The 17,116-nt window shown below is 67.2% G+C and carries 15 protein-coding genes and 2 pseudogenes; 9 read left to right on the top strand and 8 right to left on the bottom strand.

Annotated elements, in window-relative coordinates; translation table 11 throughout:
* Positions 1 to 43: 43 nt before the first annotated feature.
* Positions 44 to 232 (bottom strand): hypothetical protein, encoded by a 189-nt coding sequence (locus ACZ4UV_RS06795; RefSeq protein ID WP_467836128.1) that lies wholly within the window; start codon positions 230 to 232, stop codon positions 44 to 46.
* 468 nt (positions 233 to 700) lie between these two features.
* On the opposite strand from ACZ4UV_RS06795, the gene ACZ4UV_RS06790 reads away from it, so the two are divergent.
* Complete coding sequence (locus tag ACZ4UV_RS06790; protein WP_467836124.1) at positions 701 to 2,734, top strand: SGNH/GDSL hydrolase family protein; 2,034 nt, start codon at positions 701 to 703, stop codon at positions 2,732 to 2,734.
* A gap of 509 nt (positions 2,735 to 3,243) precedes the next feature.
* On the opposite strand, the gene ACZ4UV_RS06785 is transcribed toward ACZ4UV_RS06790, so the two are convergent.
* From ACZ4UV_RS06785 to ACZ4UV_RS06775, 3 genes are all read right to left on the bottom strand, one after another.
* The gene (locus ACZ4UV_RS06785; RefSeq protein WP_451020225.1) at positions 3,244 to 3,771 is read right to left on the bottom strand and encodes a hypothetical protein; all 528 of its coding nucleotides are present in this window, start codon (positions 3,769 to 3,771) and stop codon (positions 3,244 to 3,246) included.
* Positions 3,772 to 3,786: 15 nt separating this feature from the next.
* The gene (locus ACZ4UV_RS06780; RefSeq protein WP_451020224.1) at positions 3,787 to 5,079 is read right to left on the bottom strand and encodes a NucA/NucB deoxyribonuclease domain-containing protein; all 1,293 of its coding nucleotides are present in this window, start codon (positions 5,077 to 5,079) and stop codon (positions 3,787 to 3,789) included.
* Between the two features lie 107 nt (positions 5,080 to 5,186).
* Complete coding sequence (locus ACZ4UV_RS06775) at positions 5,187 to 6,233, bottom strand: hypothetical protein (protein WP_467836121.1); 1,047 nt, start codon at positions 6,231 to 6,233, stop codon at positions 5,187 to 5,189.
* A gap of 203 nt (positions 6,234 to 6,436) precedes the next feature.
* Here ACZ4UV_RS06775 and ACZ4UV_RS06770 point away from each other — a divergent pair, with 203 nt between their 5' ends.
* The 4 genes and pseudogenes from ACZ4UV_RS06770 to ACZ4UV_RS06755 form a co-directional block, all read left to right on the top strand.
* Complete coding sequence (locus ACZ4UV_RS06770; protein WP_467836119.1) at positions 6,437 to 7,519, top strand: tyrosine-type recombinase/integrase; 1,083 nt, start codon at positions 6,437 to 6,439, stop codon at positions 7,517 to 7,519.
* The gene (locus tag ACZ4UV_RS06765) at positions 7,516 to 10,026 is read left to right on the top strand and encodes a tyrosine-type recombinase/integrase (RefSeq protein ID WP_467836116.1); all 2,511 of its coding nucleotides are present in this window, start codon (positions 7,516 to 7,518) and stop codon (positions 10,024 to 10,026) included. Before ACZ4UV_RS06770 ends, ACZ4UV_RS06765 begins: the two co-directional genes overlap by 4 nt.
* On the top strand, positions 10,023 to 10,583 hold the full coding sequence (locus ACZ4UV_RS06760) for a DUF6262 family protein (protein WP_467836112.1): 561 nt from the start codon (positions 10,023 to 10,025) through the stop codon (positions 10,581 to 10,583). Before ACZ4UV_RS06765 ends, ACZ4UV_RS06760 begins: the two co-directional genes overlap by 4 nt.
* Before the next feature lie 81 nt (positions 10,584 to 10,664).
* Positions 10,665 to 10,961: pseudogene (locus ACZ4UV_RS06755) on the top strand (Tn3 family transposase); the annotation flags it as partial.
* Between the two features lie 50 nt (positions 10,962 to 11,011).
* Here ACZ4UV_RS06755 and ACZ4UV_RS06750 read toward each other — a convergent pair.
* Positions 11,012 to 11,533, bottom strand: a complete 522-nt coding sequence (locus ACZ4UV_RS06750) for a MerR family transcriptional regulator (protein ID WP_467836109.1) — start codon at positions 11,531 to 11,533, stop codon at positions 11,012 to 11,014.
* Positions 11,534 to 11,656: 123 nt separating this feature from the next.
* Here ACZ4UV_RS06750 and ACZ4UV_RS06745 point away from each other — a divergent pair, with 123 nt between their 5' ends.
* The 3 genes and pseudogenes from ACZ4UV_RS06745 (at position 11,657) to ACZ4UV_RS06735 (ending at position 13,455) form a co-directional block, all read left to right on the top strand.
* The gene (locus ACZ4UV_RS06745; protein WP_467836107.1) at positions 11,657 to 12,373 is read left to right on the top strand and encodes an SDR family oxidoreductase; all 717 of its coding nucleotides are present in this window, start codon (positions 11,657 to 11,659) and stop codon (positions 12,371 to 12,373) included.
* A gap of 178 nt (positions 12,374 to 12,551) precedes the next feature.
* Positions 12,552 to 12,758 (top strand): annotated as a pseudogene (locus tag ACZ4UV_RS06740) (recombinase family protein); the annotation flags it as partial.
* A gap of 37 nt (positions 12,759 to 12,795) precedes the next feature.
* Positions 12,796 to 13,455 (top strand): hypothetical protein, encoded by a 660-nt coding sequence (locus ACZ4UV_RS06735; protein ID WP_467836105.1) that lies wholly within the window; start codon positions 12,796 to 12,798, stop codon positions 13,453 to 13,455.
* Between the two features lie 31 nt (positions 13,456 to 13,486).
* Here ACZ4UV_RS06735 and ACZ4UV_RS06730 read toward each other — a convergent pair whose 3' ends face one another.
* The 3 genes from ACZ4UV_RS06730 to ACZ4UV_RS06720 form a co-directional block, all read right to left on the bottom strand.
* A complete protein-coding gene (locus tag ACZ4UV_RS06730) occupies positions 13,487 to 13,777 on the bottom strand; it encodes a transposase (RefSeq protein ID WP_467836103.1) in 291 nt (96 codons plus the stop codon).
* Positions 13,778 to 13,882: 105 nt separating this feature from the next.
* Positions 13,883 to 14,845, bottom strand: a complete 963-nt coding sequence (locus ACZ4UV_RS06725; protein WP_467836101.1) for a serine/threonine dehydratase — start codon at positions 14,843 to 14,845, stop codon at positions 13,883 to 13,885.
* An 81-nt stretch (positions 14,846 to 14,926) separates the two neighbouring features.
* Positions 14,927 to 15,952 (bottom strand): carbon-nitrogen hydrolase family protein, encoded by a 1,026-nt coding sequence (locus ACZ4UV_RS06720; RefSeq protein ID WP_467836099.1) that lies wholly within the window; start codon positions 15,950 to 15,952, stop codon positions 14,927 to 14,929.
* Between the two features lie 80 nt (positions 15,953 to 16,032).
* Here ACZ4UV_RS06720 and ACZ4UV_RS06715 point away from each other — a divergent pair, with 80 nt between their 5' ends.
* Positions 16,033 to 16,977 carry a LysR family transcriptional regulator gene (locus ACZ4UV_RS06715; RefSeq protein WP_467836097.1) on the top strand — a complete coding sequence of 315 codons (945 nt, stop codon included), beginning with the start codon at positions 16,033 to 16,035 and terminating at the stop codon, positions 16,975 to 16,977.
* Positions 16,978 to 17,116: the final 139 nt, after the last annotated feature.

The following is a 17,116-nucleotide window of genomic DNA, read 5'->3' as shown; positions in this document are numbered from 1 at the left end:
CTTCAGGGCAGTGCTTCAGAGCCAGCGGTTCAGGGCCGGTCGTTCAGGGACGGACGCCGAACGGCCCGAGGACACCCGCGTCGATCCGCAGGGACTCCAGCAGCGTCCACGCGTTGTCCCGCGTGAAGACGTCGGCGGCGACGAGCGCGGCGGCGGCCGGGACGGCGAGCGCCCCGGCGGCGCCCTTGAGGAATCCGTGGCGGCCGGTCGGAGGCTGGAGTTCGGAAGGCATGGAGGGGTGGTCGCCTTTCGGTTGGGGGGACGAAGGCGGCGATCGCCGACCCCGCCAGGACAGCACCCCCCGAGCGACGTTCGCACTGGGGCTCCACCCCAGCCGAACAGACCTCCACCCCCCCCAAACCCCCTGACACACAGGGAAGTTGAGGATCGGCGGCACGGATGACCGGAAGCGGCCGAGTCGACATGAGACGTAAAGAAACTTCACAGGAAACCCAAAGAATCACTCACGCTGGAAACGCATCTCGACGCACATGACTCGAAAACGGGCTGTAGGCGGCCGCTTGGCGATCAATTGGTGATGCACCGCCCACATACCGGCCTTCAGAATGCACAGCGGCGCGGACCCGCCGGGGGGACCGCCTCTGTCCCGGGAAGGATCCCGACCTCCATGTCCGTCTTTCGCTTAGCCATGCCTGTTCTCAGACGTCCCGCGTCAAGGCCGTTCGTCGCCGTCATGGTCGTGGCCACGGCCCTTGCGGCCGGATCACTGACGGCGCCGGCCCACGCGGCGTCCGGCACCCCGGCCCCACCACGCCGTGCCGCGTCGCGCAGCACTCTCTCTCAGCCCACCGCCCGACCGACCTGTGCGGTCAACGACGCCGACGGCTGCCTGAACAACACCGCCACCAGCACCTTCACCACCACGACCAGTCCTGCCGACGCCGACGGCTCCGGCGACAGCATCGACGCCGCCGACCTGACGGGCACAGCGGGCTGGCAGAGCGGCGGCACCGTGACCGTCGACGGCGCCACCATCACGCTGCCGCAGTTCGGCACCGGCACCTACGACAACATGCTGGCCTCAGGCCAGACCCTCACCCTGCCGGGCGGCAGCGTGGTCGACACCGGCGATGCCGTGGTCTTCCTCGCCTTCGCCACCGGCGACGCGGTCAAAGGCGCCTCCGGCACCATCACCTACGCCGGGAACAACTGCCTGAACCCGGACGGCGACCCCGCCGACCAGGACTATGTTCTGGACACCGTGCCGGACTGGCTCTCCGGTCCGCCCGCCGCGGCCTCGATCACCCTGGCCCACGAGAACCACGGCAACAACACCCAGACCAGCCCGAGTTCCGGCCCCAAGGTCTACGCCGTCAGCGTTCCGCTGGCCTGCCCCGGCTCGGTCGTCAGCAGCATCTCCCTGCCGCTGGTGAGCAACGGCGTCCAGGCCGGGCGGCCCGCCCTGCACATCCTCGGGCTGGGCCTACGGCCGACGACCGCCACCGGCAGCGGACCCACCGCCCGGCACTGGGTCGGCACCTGGGCCTCGGTCCAGGACACCGGCAGAGTGCGGTTGTCCGACGACAGCACAGCCACCGTCGACGACCAGACGCTCCGTATCCCGGCCCATGTCAGCATGGGCACCGACAGCGCCAACGGGGTGCGAGTCCACCTGTCCAATGCGACGGGCGCCACCCCGGTGACCTTCGACGCGGCCTCCGTCGCCCTTCAGGACACCGTCACAGGCGGCGCCACCGCGGCGGCGGCTCCGACGGCGCTGACCTTCGGCGGTTCCCCGTCCGTCACCATCCCCGCAGGCGCCGACGCCGTCAGCGACCCAGTCGCCCTGACCGTCCAGCAGCAGGCAACCGTACTGGTCAGCTTGCGGGTGCACGGCTCGGTGTCCGCCATGCCCGGTCACTCCGTGGCCCGTACTCCCGTCTGGGTCAGCGACCCCGCCGACCGCACCGGTGACACGGCCGCCGCCCACTACACGCAGACCACTTACACCGGTCTGCCGTACCTCTCGGGTATCGACGTCACCACCTCCACCGCAAGGCCCACCGGCTCGCTGGTCCTCTACGGAGACCAGAGCGTCAACGGGGACACCGCAAGCGCAGACGGCCGGCATCACCTGAGCGACGCGATCACCGACGCTCTGGTCGACGATCCGCACGGGAACGCCTCCGTGGCCTACGGCGTGCTCAACGCGGGCACCAGCACCAACCTGCTTCCGCAGATCACCGACAGCACCGTTCCGAGGAACGCGCTCAACCCCCAGGACCGGGACGTGCCGGCCCAGGGCAACGTGCGTACCGTCCTCGTCTCCCTCGGCGCCGACGACCTGCTGAACTGCGCCGGCAACGCCGACACCTGCGCCACCGAAGTGGAGAGAGGACTGGCCTCCCTCGACACCCGGCTGAGCTCGTACTACACCGACGACAGCCAGATGTACGCCGACCAGCAGCCGGTCACCCAGAACTCCGGCATCACCGTCTACCTCGCCACCATCCCGCCGTTCACCGCCGCCCACCCTGGCACCGCGACCCAGGAGGCCGCCCGGGAGCAGGTCAACAACTACCTGCTCGACGATTACCCGGGCCGGCTCATCGACCTTGCCGCCGCGGTCTCCACCGACGGCACCGCCACATCCTCGACCGTCAAGGCCGCCGACCTCTCGGACGGCAACCCGTCCGACGCGTACTACGCCGACCTTGCCGGCCGATACGTCGACGACGTCGACTCCGGCACGCTCATCTACCCGCCCGACTGATTCCAGCAGGCCTCGGACAACGAAAGAGGCCGATGACCTGTGACTACAGATCATCGGCCTCTGACCGAAGGGTGAGTGACGGGACTCGAACCTGTTTCGTATCGCTATCGTGACCTGCGGCTATGCTGTACAGGTGGGCAAACCCGGGCATCCGGGTGACGGGTGATGGCGCTGGATGACGCTGTGCGGGATCCGGTTTGGCCATGGCCAAACGCTCCTGTTGAGGGCGGCGGGTGCGCGTGACGCGCGGGGTGTTCGTGACCTCGCGCGCTGCGCGCCGGATAGGGCGGTCCTGGCTTCCTGGCGGCCCTTCATGCTTCCGTCGCCGTCCGCACGGTGAAACCGATCCCTTTTGCCAGCCCTGCTGAAGGGTCTCCGGTTGCCGACTCGGGCAGTGACAGCGGGCACCGAAACCCTGATCGCTGTCCCTGTCTCGGCATGCGTCAAGCACAGTTGTCTGACCGGGCGCCTCTCCGCGAAGAGTCCCGGTGCACGACAAACACGGGCTGTCAGTCGTCATCCTCGTCGTCTGGTTCGGACTCCCGGACGAAGGCCAGGTCGAGTACGTAGCGTTCGTCGGCCGGGCATCGGCCCCAGGCCTGCCGGATCAGTTCGGAGGTCCAATCCTCGTCGATCCTGCTCAGGATGTCGTCGTAGTAGGCGGAGGCCGCTTCGCGTCCGGCCCACCACGCGTAGCCCTCGTACACGCCTGGGCGGGGCAGGGTCATCTCGCCGGCCGGGCCCAGAGTCAGCTGGTTCACGACGAGGGTGCCGGTCTCGGACTCGATAGTGATCGGGGTGTGGCCCTCGGCCTCGGCGGGGGGCTTGGGGGGCGTGTCCCAGATGCGGACGGTGATCCGTACGTCGATGTCGGCCTGGAGGCTGAGCAGGTACAGGTGGTAGCCGTTGCCCGCCACCACCTGTACCTCCGCGGCTGCCATGGCTGCCTCGTCACCGAGGTAGGCGTCGGCGTCGTAGACCTCGACAACTCGACGGTCGGGGCTTGCGGTGACGCTGTACTCGGCGAGGAGTGCCATGGGAACACCTTTCGGTCAGTCAGTGATCTTCACGTAGAAGGGATCGTCGTCCAGGACGCGGTTGGTGGTGTACATCTCGTCGAGCCGGTTGCCGCCGGCGCGGTTGTCCGTGCCCGTGATCAGGCGGACGGAGTACCGGTTGTCACCCTTGGTCGACCCTTCTTTCGTGCTGGCGAAGGGGTACTCGTCGCATTCAAGCCCACTCCCCGAGTAGTCGCCCCACACCTTCTTGCACTCCTTGATGGACTTGGTGCGGTTCGCATCCTGCTTGTCCTTGTTGATCAGCCGGTGAAGCGGATCCTTCTCTCCAGGAACGGTCTTGCCCGCGAAGGACGGGAAGGTTCGTTCCGGGCGCTTCAACGCGTCGTAGATGTGCAGGGCGCTCTCCTTGACGGCGGAGTCCTTGCGGCTCATCACGAGCTCGACGCGGGCTCCGGTGAAGACCGTACCCATGAACTTGCCTGCCACGGGTCCGGCGTAGTCGAAGCGGACGCCGGAGTGGTAGGCGTCGACCTCCTGGTACGGGGAGACACTGGGCGACGAGATGTTGAGGTCCATGGAGACCGTTCCCGCGACCTTTTGCTGGTTGCCGTTGTTGTACTGGGCTCCCAGGTCTGGAGAGGTGTAGGTGAGCGTCCATGTGGGCTTGTCGTTCCAGACGCCGAGAAGTTCGTCGCGCTGGACCGTGCTGGGGGCGGTGATCTGCGGGTCGGGGTCGCTACTGCTGGCGTTGATGTCGTCCCGGAAGAACTGACCGACGCTCCACTTGGTGGCGTCCTCGCTACCCGCGGTCTGGACGCGGATGTTCTCGACGCTGGCCACGTAGTCGACCTTGCGGCTTCCGTCGTAGGAGAAGCCCAGGGTCCACATGTCGAACCAGAGACGGCCGATGGCCTCGGTGCCGTTCTTGTCGCGCAGGATCAGGTCGTACGGTTTCTTCTGACAGCTCTCGAAGCGGCTCTTGATCCAGCCGGTCTGGGTTTTCGCGGCTGTCGCCTGCTGCTCACACTGCTGGCGCAGGTCGGTCTGATCGTCGGTGGGTGCGCGCCGGACTGTGTGCCCGTGCCGCGTCTGCTTGCCGTGTGAGCGTCGGTAGGTGGTGAACGGAACCGGGTGGTTCAGCTTTCGGAGCTCAGACTTGGGAACGGACGAGGCTTTCACGAAACCCGAGGTCGTCGCGGGTCGCGGTGTGTGCGCCTGATCGGGTGCCGCGGTCGCCGCGGTCGTGGTCAGGAGGGTCACGGCGCAGGCGGCTGCCGCTCGGCGGGCCCAGCGGACCAGCCGTATTCGGTGGTCGGGGTGCTGCATAAGGAGTTGCTCCCTGGGAGGCACAGTGAAGTCTCGGATGGTGGAAGGCGTCAGCTGGGACTGCTCGTGGCGGCCGTGGAAGGCGGAGCGTTGCTGGTTCCGTCCGGTCAGGAACGGCACATCGCGCCCCAGCAGGCTTCGAGGAGCTGGCCGGTCCGGGCCGAGTACACGGCGGTGAAGCCTTGGTAACGTCGGTGGACGTGCTCGAGTCCTGGCGTCATCTGCTGGGAGCTGACGGTCCATGTCGGCTCCGGCTTGGCGCCCAGAGACCGTGCCCCAGTGGTCGACGACCGGGCCAGGTCGAGGTGGCGCGGGTCGACGGCGAAGGAGTGCGCGGCGCGCTCGCGGAGGGATGCCGCGCTGGGAGCGTCGCCGCTGGCGCGGTCGGCCATGGCTTGCGGCTTTGCTTCCAGAGCGACGGCGTTGCAGACGTGGGCGGCCTGCACGCACTCGGCGAGACCGGGCACTGTCTGGAGGCAGCTGTCGGGGTCCCGGTCCAGGCACGCGGACAGGGCGTTCTGGTCGACGCCGTTGACGACGGCCGGTACGCCCTGGGCGTGCTGCAGGGAGGCCCACGACGCCGGTACAGCCGTGGCGCGTGTGGCAGCGACGGAGGGCGCGGGCTTGCGCGGCTTGCTCGCCGTCCACTGGGTGAAGGCGGTGGCGTCCGTCAGCTTGCTCTTGAAGCAGTACGGCGGCTTGTTCGTGGTGCTGCAGGTGGGCAGCGAGAGAACCTTGGCCACGTTCGTCGTGGCAACCTGATGCCAGGACTTGTTGCCGTCCATGAACTGCATGCGGTTGGAGATGTCCGGGACGTTCGTGTACTGCGGGCCCGTCACCTCGAGACCGACGTCGACGCGGTTGGTGGCGCCCCCGATGACCTTGAGCTGGTCGGTGGTGCTGCCCACGGTGTTGAAGTCGTACAGGACGTCCCACTGGTTGCCGGTGGCCTGGCGGACCAGCATGTAGGTGTGGTTCCGCTTGTCCGGCTTGCTCGGGTTCACTCCGGCGGTGATGGCCGTGGTGCGTCCGCCGCTCTTGCCGAGTTCGGTCCAGCGGGGCCCGTACTTCATCGTGGTCTTGCCGGTCTTCTCGGCGTACAGGCCGATCTCGATGTTCCGGCCGAACTCGTTGCCGTCGGTGTTGGGCGTCACGCGCAGGTAGTTCGCCGTCTACACGGTCGCTGTGGTGCTTATCTATAGGCGGTTTCTCGACGTAAGGCATGTGAGGTCAGGGCTCATTCGTCTGTGTGGCTGACGGGTATCTGATAGGTCACTGGCCGGTCTGGCTCGTTAGGCCTTTCGTGATCTTTCATGCTGAGCGAGCGACGGTGGCCAGCCCTTCGGGAGTGGCATGGGTGGTGGTGGATGAGCAGTTCCGCCTGCATCCGGAGTCGACTGCGTACCTGGACGCTGTACGCGGTCTGGGTCGGTCGGTGAACACAGAGCGGAACTACGCGTACCGTCTGGCTCTCTACCTGACCTGGTGTGATGAACGAGCCTTGTCGTGGTCGGACCCAGGTTTCGAGAGTCTGCTGAGGTTCCGGAACTGGCTGGTCAGCGCACCGCTTCCGGCGCGGGGCCGAAGAGGTCAGCCCGTCGTCCGGTATCGCAAGGACGGATCGGCGAACGCCGTGCTGGGGACGATGACGCAGTTCCTTCGGTTCGGGGTGGGCCCAGGCTGGGTGTCGGAGCGTGTCGCCGCGTCGCTGTCTCAGCCCAAGTACATGCGGTTCCTGCCGGCCGGAGTCGGCGGAGACGGCCGGGACCTTCGAGTGGTTCAGGAAAGGACGCTGAAGTTCGCCACGACCGACCCTGGGATCGAGTGCCTTACTCCAGAACAGGTCGAGTTGATGATCCGGCTGGCCAGGAATGCGCGCGATCGATTCATGATCGTGTTGATGCGGGCCACGGGCATGCGGATCGGCGAGACGCTCGGCCTGCACCGGGCCGACATGCACCTGCTCGCCGACTCCCACGCCCTGGGCTGCGCTGTCCGCGGACCGCACGTTCACGTTCACCGCCGCCGCGACAACACCAACCGTGCCCTGGCGAAGTCCCGAAAGTCGCGGGCCATCCCCGTCGGCGATGATGTCGTCGGCCACTACCGGGACTATCAGTGGGAACGCGACGCGGTACCTGAAGCGGCCGACAGCGACATGGTCTTCGTGAACCTGTTCCGGGCTCCGCTGGGACGGGCGATGAGCTACCCGAACGCCAAACAGCTCTTCGATCGACTCGCCAAGTGGGCCGCGATCGTTGCCCGGCCACATATGCTCCGGCACACTGCCGCGACGGAGTGGATCAGAGCGGGGGTTCCCCGCGACGTGGTCCAGGACCTCCTGGGTCAGGAGTCGCCCGCATCGCTGAAGCCCTACCTGCACACCACGGACCGGGACCGCCGCGAAGCCGTCGAGCGAGTGGCGGCAGGTGCACGATGACCGCTACAGCCCATGCGCAGTTGCAGCCTGCCATCACCCCGTTCGACGTCGACTGGGCAGGCTGGCAGACGTGGCTGCAAGACCACATCGATCGAAACTGGCGCCCGGCGGAGTGGGACGCTGACTCCTGGCTGTTCACCGGCGACCTCACCAGTTCGCTGACGGCCGCCTGGAAGTGCCAGACGCCTCGCTGCCGGGCCTTGCTGGCCTCGCGTTCCCGCTGCCGGAACTGCACCCGCGGGCGGGAGGAGAGCGGGCTGAGCTGGGAGGACTTCGACGCTCAGTACGTGCCGTCCGACCGCCCCCGCGGCACCGACGCCGCGCCGTGCGCGGTCATGCGGGACGCGGTGCGATGCGGACGCGCGCGGGTGATCCACACCCTCTGCCAATCCCACTACCACCGCTGGATCAGAGACTGCAAGATCCGCAGCCGGAAACTCCCGATCATGGAATGGGTGGAGTCGTTCGGCGTCACGCCGTTTCCACAGCCGCCGCCGTGCATGGTCGGCGGATGCCCGAACCGCTGCATTCACGATCGGACGCCCATCTGCAACTACCACCAGCGCAGGTGGATCGAGTCTGGGCACAAGGGAACGCGGGACTGCCGCGAGCTTCGGGAGTGGGCCAGGGCCGAGCCGCCGGTCCTGACGGCTGCCCAGTTCTCGTTGATCCAGCTTCCCGCGCTACCACGGCTGGAGATGGCCTACGCGATTCAGCAGCGGGACAAGCTGGGCTCGACCATCCCGCCCCATCACCTGCGCGCGGTCATCATCGAGGTCCGCAAGCAGGGCGGCACCAGCATGCTCTTGTCCAGTGAAGCGCTGATGGACAAAGTGAGGGGCACCAACCAGAAGTCGCTGGTCAGACAGCTGATCTGGTCCCTCCAGCAGGGCTTCGTCGCCTTCAGCGGACGGGACCCGCGGGGCGAGGACTACTTCGATTTGCGGGCGTCCGGTCTGAAGGCCTCCACTCGGTCGGGACGACGCCGTCACATGGGCGGGGCCGACCTGGCGCAGATCCCGCAGCCCTGGCTGCGGCAGGTCTTGCGTCGGCGGGCAGAAGCAGAAAAGCCCACCGGGGCGGCGTTCTGGCGATGGTTTCGCGCCTGCACTCTGGCAGGCCAGGGCATGAACCGTCTGCCCGGCGGAGGGATGAAGCCGGCCGGTCTGGATTTCGCCCACATGCAAGTGTGCTTCGACGAGATCGCTAGCGCTGTCGACCAGGACGGAAGGCTGGTCGGTGCCGGTTACCGCAGTGACCTATGGACGGGCTTCTGCCAGACGATCGAGTTCGGTCGCCTGACCGAGTTGATGAATGACGCCCCCGGGTCCTTCATCCGCCGGGCGACCCAGCGCATCCCCGACGAGGACACCAACGAAGACGAGATCGGCAAGGCGATCCCAGAACACGTCATCCGCCAACTCGACGCCAGACTGGACTCGTTCGGAACGAACATCCCATACGGAGGCCTCAGGACCGAGTACGTCAAGGCCATGTTCCAGACCGCTTACGTCGTCCTGCGGGACTCTGGTCGGCGGCCACTCGAAGTCGTCTCACTGCCCCGCAACTGCCTGGAGCGCGAGCGTGACGAAGTCGCACTCATCTGGAACAACCACAAAGGCCGCAGGATGCGCCGCCGCCTGCCGATCACTTCCTCCACAGTCGAGGCGATCACGGCATGGCAGAAAACTCGCGACCGGCTCGAAGCCCCATCGGTCAGCGACTCCTACCTGTTTCCTGCGATCACGGACAACAGCGGCTTCGACCACATGACCAGCAACAACTTCAGCGCCGCACTCCGGGCTTGGGTCGACTCACTTCCATCCCTGGACAGCGATGCCCTGGACGCAGACGGCAACATCATCCCGTTCGGTCGCTCACTGATCTTCCCCTATGCCTTCCGGCACTCGTTTGCCCAGCGGCATGCGGACGCCGGAACCCCGATTGACGTCCTGCGCGACCTGATGGACCACGACGATCCCAAAACTACGATGGGTTACTACCGGGTCTCCTTCGAACGCAAGCGCCAGGCTGTCAAGACGCTCAGCCTGATGGTCATCGACCGACACGGCAGCTCGGTGCCGTGCTCTTCAAGGGCCTACGAACAACGCTCGGTCGCGGTCCCGTTCGGAGGATGCACCGAGCCGTCCAACGTCAAGGCCGGCGGACAGTCCTGCCCGATCCGATTCCAATGCTCAGGCTGCGGCTTCTACCGCCCCGACCCGTCCTACCTGCCAGCGATCGAAGATCACGCCAACAGTCTCCGCGCGGACCGGGAGCGTGCGATGGCGATGGACGCGGCCACCTTCGTGATCGACAATCTCACCGCCCAGATCACCTCCTACGAGGAAGTCGCGGAGAAGATGCGCGAGGACATGGCCGATCTGCCTGCGGATGAACGTGCCGAGCTTGAGGATGCTGCGGTCGTGCTGCGGCGGGTCAGGGCCAGTGGCGACCGCAAGTTGCTGCCGCTGACCGTGGTGTCCCCCGAGAAGGAGCGGCCGTGACCTCGCGCTCACCAGCGGAAATCCTGGCCGCATCGCGCCGCGAGACCAGTCTTCGGAAACGTCAACGCGTCCTCGACACCGTCCAGCGGATGCTCAACGATGGCGCCCCCATTACCTTCACTGCCGTCGCCCGCGCAGCCCGAGTTTCGAACTGGCTCGTCTATGCCGAAGGCGTCCGCGAGCACGTCGAGACCGCCATCCAGCGACAGGAACGAGCACCCGTCCCGACACACGACGTCAGCCAGGCCAGCACCGCAGGCCTCAAGGCCGACCTGACCATGGCTCGCGAAGAGATCAAAGCCCTCCGTAACGAACGAGACCGCTTGCGAGAAGGCCTGCAGCAACAGCTGGGCAACCAGCTCGACCAGATCAACAACCGGCAACTGACCGAGCGCATCAGCGAACTCACCGACGCCAACCGACGACTCGAACGCGAGGTGACCCAACTCAGACCGCTTCAGAATCAGGTCCGTCGACTCCAGAATGATCTCGACGCGGCCCGCACCAGTCTGCGACAGATCATCCGGGCGCAGAACCGGATTGACCCCTCGGATTGACGTCCCCTGCCTCACGTCCCTCAATCACTATGTGCGTGTTTGCAATCCGCGTGAGGGCGATCTTGGCCAGCAGTTCTCGTACGGCAGCGAGGCGAACTGCGCCAGCACTACCGCGAGGGCATGGAGGACCAGCTCGGCGCCCTCGGCCTGGCCCTGAACTCCGTAGTTCTGTTCAACAGCCTCTATATCGATGCAGCCGTCAAGCAGCTGGCCGCCGACGGCTTCCCCGTCACCGATGAGCTGATCGCCCGGTTCTCCCCGCTCCAGTACGACCACATCATCCTCGGCCGCTACGCCTTCACCCGGCCGGCCGCGCCGGGCCTGCGACAGCTGCGTGACCCGAACACCGACGATGGGGACGACGGCGGGCAGGACTGAACGTCAGGCCCCGGCCGGGGCGCTGATCAGCTTGCCCGCCGCTGCCTTCGTCAGCCGTTTCGTGGCGGTCGGGGTCCGCTCCCAGGGCGCACACGGCTCGATGAAGTGCTGTATGCCGGGTCACAGCGGAAGGGGAACAGTTCCGCAATTTTTCCCGCACCTCTGGTAGGCGTCCTGTCCTGCCGCGCGCCGCTCGGCTCGGGGTCGAGCGAGGCCGGGCAGGATTCGGTGTCAGGGTGTGTGGCGAGTTCGATCAGAACATTGAGCCTTCGGCTCGCCGCCTGTAGCTCGACGGTCTTCGCGTCGATGCGGGCGCGCTCGTGCAGCAAGCGGTCCAGTAGCTCGGGGCCCATCGAACGGCCGTCGATGGCGGGCAGAAGTGCGGCGATCAGGCGGCTGCCGAGGCCGGCGGAATAGAGCTGCTGAATGAGCTTCACCCGGTCGACGGCGGCCTCGGGGTAGATGCGCTGGCCGCCGGACGTGCGCTGGGGACTGAGCAGGAGCTGCTCCTCGTAGTAGCGCAGGGCCCGCGTGCTGACTCCGGCCCGATCGGCCAGTTCGCCGATACGCATCGCGACTCCTTCTGCTCGTGCTGTCGCCGCCGGTCGATTTGCACTTCACGTCGACGTCAAGTTCTAGCGTAGGCAACACGGAGCGGGATTGCACCGAGCGCCCGCCCGAGAGAGGGAACGACCATGGACATCGCCGGTTCCACCGCACTCGTGACCGGGGCCAATCGAGGGATCGGTCGGCGCTTCGTCGAGCAGATGCTGGAGCGCGGAGCTGAGAAGGTCTACGCGACCGCTCGCCGCCCGGAGTCGATCGGCATTCTGGACCCGCGGGTCACGCCGCTGTACCTGGACCTGCTGGACGAGGCATCGATCTCAGAGGCGGCCGTAGCGGCGCAGGACGTCACGCTGCTGGTCAACAACGCCGGTATCAGCACCGGCGCACACCTCCTGACCGACGACCTGGATATGATCCGGCAGGACCTGGAGACACACCTTTTCGGCACCCTGAGGGTCATCCGCGCCTTCGCCCCGGCCCTGGCCTCCAACGGCGGGGGCGCGATCGTCAACATCCTCTCCGTGCTGTCATGGGTGGCAACCGCTGAAGGATCGGGGTCGTACTCGGTGGCCAAGGCTGCGGAGTGGAATATGACCAACGGCGTACGCGTCGAACTCGCCGGCCAGAAGACCCTCGTCCAAGGCGTACACCTGGGGGCTGCGGACACCGACATGATGGCGGGACGCGACGTACCCAAGATCGATCCGGCGGATGTCGCACGCGCCGCCCTCGACGGCGTACAGACAGGAGCCATCGAGGTGCTGGTCGACGACCCCAGCCGCTTCGTCAAGTCCGCCCTCGCCGGCGACCCGGCGCAGCTCTACGGCCAGCCGTCGGGCAACTGACCGCGCTCCGCCGGCCCTGTCGGCAAAGGATCGAATGGCGACAGGTTGGGCGGACGTCCAATGAACCCCGGATTTTCGGGGCCTGACGACGACTCGGATCCAATGAGATCCGATAGCAGTTGGCGACAGGGTTAGATGACAGCCGAGGTCCGATGCGGCGGCAGAAGCGGGGAAGAGCGTGGCCAATCTCGTCTACAAGCGGGTGTCGACCGACCAGCAGTCGACCGCCCGGCAGAACCTCGTCCTGGCCGAGGCCGGGATCGAGGACCCGGTCGTCTTCGAGGAAGAGGCCGGTACCTCCAGCCGCCTCCACCCGCTCCAGCGACCGAAGTTCGGCAAGCTGCACGACTACTCGCGGCCGGGCGACACCGTGCACATCTCCGAGATGTTCCGCCTGGTGCGCGGCACCGGGCACATCCTCGATGTGCTCGACGTCCTGCACCGCGACGCTCGCCCTGCGCATCCACGACGGTGCCTTCTCCGGCATGGACCTCACCGCCCGCCACCCGCGCACCGGCGAGCTGCTATCCACCGTGAAGTTCATGGTGCAGACCCTCGCCGCCACCGGCGAACTCCAGCGCGATCTCCAGCGCGAGCTGACGTACGACGGACTACGGGCCGCCGAGGCCAAGGGCAACAAGGGCGGACGCCGCCCCGCCCTCGCGGGCGACACCGTCGCCGACGTACGCACCGCGTACCTGAAGGGCCAGTCCATCGCTGCCCTGGCCCGCGAGCACGGCGTCAGCCGCGGCGCCATCCGCACGGCCGTCGCCGACCTCCTGCCCGAGCACGCCACCGACCAGGACGCCCCGGCGCCGGAGCTGCCCATCACCCTCGACATGCCTGGCAAGGTCGCCGACTTCCTACGCGCTGCCGAACTGGAGCCCGCCGAGCGGACTGCGCTGGAGATAGGTGTGCCCGTACGACGCGGCCAGGGCTACACCTTGCGCGTCAGCACCACCCCTGCGATCCACCGCCAACTCCTCGCTCACTGCCAGGCACTCGACAGCTCCGCCGCGATCCCTGCCCAGCGCAAGGCCCGGCGCGAGTACGAGAACCGCGTCGACACCCTCAGCCACTGACTACGGAGCTACTTTGCGGCTGGTGTCTGAGCTAGGACTTCAAGGCCAGTAGCCTGCGCAGGCGGCGCGGTTCCAGCCAGCCGTGGTTGACCGCGCCGTACATCGCTCCGGGCCCACGCCGGTGCTCGGCCGTGAGCGTCAAGTCGATCAGCGACGTCATCGGGCCGTCCGAGCACAGCACCGCGTCGGTGAGCTCGAAGAGCGCATCCGCCCGGGTGTAGAGGCAGTCGTGGAACTGGACACGAAAGTGGGACAGAACACCCAACGCGGCGTCAGCAGACTGTTCAGCGGCGGGACTCTTCACCAGCGGCCGTTCCTCCACGCGACGTTGCTCGACCCCTCGAAGCGTGAAGAACGGCCGCCCTGCTGTCCCGGGAACGAACCAAGATCAGCGGGTCAGGTGAACGGCCGAGGTTGAACACCAATCTCAGCAGCCGATACTCGACGAGGGTGCTGTGTTGGCTCCTGAGACGACGACGGTGGCCCCGTCCGGGAAGTGTTCGGGGTGGGCGAGCAGCGCGGCGAGAGCGGTGGCTCCGCCGGGTTCGGCCACGATGCGTAGCCGCTGCCAGAGGAGTGCGCGGGCGGCGGCGATGTCCTCGTCTGCGACGGTGAGGGTCTTCATGCCGAGCGAGAGGCCGACAGCGGTGGCGATGCGGCCCGCCCGGCGGGCACCCAAGCTGTCCAAGGCGATCCCGCCGACTTCCACGTCCACCGGTTCCCCTGCCTCCAGCGCTGCGGTGAGCGAGGGCGCTGAGGACGGTTCGGCTGCGGTTACGCGGTTGCGTCCGTCCAGCGCCAGGGCGACCCCTGCGTACAGGCCTCCTCCACCGCACCCGACCAGCACGGGCTGCCCCTCCGGTACCTGCTCGGCGAGCTCCAGGCCGAGCGTGCCCTGCCCTGCCACCGTCTGCGGGTCGTCGTAGGCGTCGATGTGGAAGGCGCCCTCGTGGCGGGCATGGTCCTGGCTGGCTGCCAGTGCGTCGGCGTAGAAGCCTTCGACGCGGCGCAGGCGTGCGCCGAGGGATTCGATGACGTCGGTCTTGGTCCTGGGTGAGAAGTCGGGCACGAACACGGTGGCGGGCAGGCCCGCTTCGCGCGCCGCCCAGGCCACGGCGGCCCCGTGGTTGCCTCCCGACGCGCAGCAGACGCCGGCGGTCGGCGCGCCGCGTTCCGCGGCGCGCAGGAGGGCGAGGGCGTTGGACGCGCCGCGGACTTTGAAGGAGCCGGTGTGCTGGAGGAATTCCAGCTTCAGATTGACGGGGATGGGCACGTCCAATTCCCCGGCCGCCACCTGTATCACGGGTGTGCGGCGCACTACGGTGCGGATCCGTCTGGCTGCAGACGCGATGTCGTTCAAGGAGGGGATGGCGACGGGCTGTGCGTTCATGGGCGGTGTCCAAGGGAGCGAGCCGGGATACCTCTGAGTGAGGATGGGCATATCGGTCGTGCCGTCAGGCGTGGCACGCGACTAGGTGAACGTGGTGGGCAGGTCGGCCGAGGGGGATGGGCTCAGACTGTCGTTGGTCTGTACGGCGCGGCGGGCCGTGGTGTCCACGTGGAGGCGGAAGACGTCGGGCCGCGCGTAATGGCCGACGGGGTCGAAGTCGTAGCGAGCGCGCGGGATCAGTCCCATGTCGAGGTCCGCGGTCAGCAGGACCTCCTGATCCAGGACGGGCCCGGCCAGCACTTCGCCCAGCGGGCCGATGATGCTGCTGCCGCCCCGGGAGATGAGTTGCTCCGGGTCGTCACCGTACGGCGTGGGGTGATCCGCCGGGAAGTCCCTCGTGCGCAGGCATTGGTTCGCCGCCAGCACGAAACACCTGCCCTCCATGGCGATATGGCGCATGGTCGCGTGGTGGCTTTCCCTGCTGTCCGCTGTCGGCGCACAGTACAGTTCAATGCCTTGCGCATACATGGCCATCCGCGTCGCGGGCATCATGTTTTCCCAGCAGATCACGGCCCCGAGCCGTCCGAGCTTCGTACGGTGCACATCAAGGGTTGAGCCGTCGCCGAACCCCCAGATCATCCGCTCGGCGCCGGTAGGCATGAGCTTGCGCCGCTTCCCGAGCAAGGCTCCTGTGTCGGAGAAGAACAGGACCGAGCAGTAGAGCGTGCCGTATTCCCGTTCGACGACGCCGATGACCAGGTGTGTGCGGGCACCGGCCGCCAGTTCGCCCAGGCGGTCCGTGACCGGGCCGGGCACCTCCACGGCGCCGTTCCAATACCGGGCGAACTCGTCTCGTCCGGCAGTGGTCCGGTCGCCCACCACACCCCCGAACGCCGATCCCTTGGGGTACCCGCCGATGAATGCCTCAGGGAACACCACGAGATCCAGGTTCCGCTCGGCTGCCTCGGACAGCCACCGTTCCACCACACGCAACGTGGCCACCGGATCGAACGGAACCGGGGCGGCCTGCACCACGCCTGCCCGAACGACACTCGCCGGGCCGGAACCTGTGTCCGGGCTGTTGTAAGTGCTGTCGTCACTGGTCATGCCTATACGCTGCACTGCTTTCACCTTGAAGCCAAGAGCGAGGTTCTTCAACAATCCTGAAGCATCACTACAGTAAGAGGATGAATGAACGGCAGTTGCAGATCTTGCGGGAGCTCGGCGAGCTGGGAAGCGTCACCGCGACCGCCGAGGTGCTGTTGATGACTCCCTCGGCAATCTCCCAACAGCTACGGCTGCTGCAACGCTCGATCCCGGTCCCACTCACCGAACGTGACGGACGGCGGTTGGTGCTCACCGATGCCGGGCAAGCCCTGGCCAGTGCGGCGATCGAGGTGGAGACCGCGCTGGCCAGGGCACGGCACACCATTGAGGAGTTCGTCGACCAGCCGGACGCAGAAGTGTCGGTAACGGCTTTCCACAGTGCGGCCGCCTCGTTCTTCCCACTGCTGCTTGCCCAGGCCGGCCCTGGACGCCCGCAGCTCTCGCTCGCCGACGAGGACGTCGCGCAAGACCATTTCCCGCGACTGACCCGGGACTACGACCTCGTACTCGCCCACCGTCTCGACCAAGCGCCACCGTGGCCGACTACGGTAACCACCAGCACGCTGCTGCGTGAACCGCTCGACATCGCCCTGCCGACCGACCACCCCTTGGCCGCCAAACGACGCCTCACGCCGCGAGACGTCGCGGATCAACCCTGGATCACCGTCAACGAAGGCTTCCCGCTGATGGCCACCATCGACGCCATCGCGACCGCCGCGAACCGGCGGCTCAACATCGTCCATCGCATCAACGAATTCGCGGTGGTCGCCGAAGCCGTTGCCGCCGGAGGCGGCCTGGCCCTGATGCCCCGCTGGACCACACGCCCGCACCCCGCAGTGATCCTCAGACCGCTCAGCGGCGTGCACACCCGACGCCGTATCGATGTGCTCCACCGCCCTGAACGTGCGGCACGGCGAGCCGTCCGGATGGTGCTCACTGAACTGCGCCGTGCGGCCGCAACGATCCAGAGCCGAGACGTCGGCGCGGGTTCCGGCGCGAAAGAAACACTCGCTGACGAAGCCTGAAGCGGCAAGTTGCCATCGGAGATCCGGTCTCGAACGGCTGCGCATGGCGAGGGCCGGGCACCGTTACAACAGCGGGGACAGTGCCCGCCGGTCCGCATCGGTGAGCTCCTCTGCCCACCAGGTCGCCGTCCTTGCCCCG

The sequence above is a fragment of the Streptomyces sp. NPDC028289 genome (assembly GCF_055565975.1).
This window is presented reverse-complemented; position numbering and strand designations above follow the sequence as displayed.

Bases quoted from the DNA above. Each gene is read 5' to 3' on its own strand.
- ACZ4UV_RS06795 (WP_467836128.1), bottom strand. From the start codon at position 232: ATGCCTTCCGAACTCCAGCCTCCGACCGGCCGCCACGGATTCCTCAAG.
- ACZ4UV_RS06785 (WP_451020225.1), bottom strand. From the start codon at position 3,771: ATGGCACTCCTCGCCGAGTACAGCGTCACCGCAAGCCCCGACCGTCGA.
- ACZ4UV_RS06780 (WP_451020224.1), bottom strand. From the start codon at position 5,079: ATGCAGCACCCCGACCACCGAATACGGCTGGTCCGCTGGGCCCGCCGA.
- ACZ4UV_RS06765 (WP_467836116.1), top strand. From the start codon at position 7,516: ATGACCGCTACAGCCCATGCGCAGTTGCAGCCTGCCATCACCCCGTTC.
- ACZ4UV_RS06750 (WP_467836109.1), bottom strand. From the start codon at position 11,533: ATGCGTATCGGCGAACTGGCCGATCGGGCCGGAGTCAGCACGCGGGCC.
- ACZ4UV_RS06745 (WP_467836107.1), top strand. From the start codon at position 11,657: ATGGACATCGCCGGTTCCACCGCACTCGTGACCGGGGCCAATCGAGGG.
- ACZ4UV_RS06735 (WP_467836105.1), top strand. From the start codon at position 12,796: ATGTGCTCGACGTCCTGCACCGCGACGCTCGCCCTGCGCATCCACGAC.
- ACZ4UV_RS06725 (WP_467836101.1), bottom strand. From the start codon at position 14,845: ATGAACGCACAGCCCGTCGCCATCCCCTCCTTGAACGACATCGCGTCT.
- ACZ4UV_RS06720 (WP_467836099.1), bottom strand. From the start codon at position 15,952: ATGACCAGTGACGACAGCACTTACAACAGCCCGGACACAGGTTCCGGC.
- ACZ4UV_RS06715 (WP_467836097.1), top strand. From the start codon at position 16,033: ATGAATGAACGGCAGTTGCAGATCTTGCGGGAGCTCGGCGAGCTGGGA.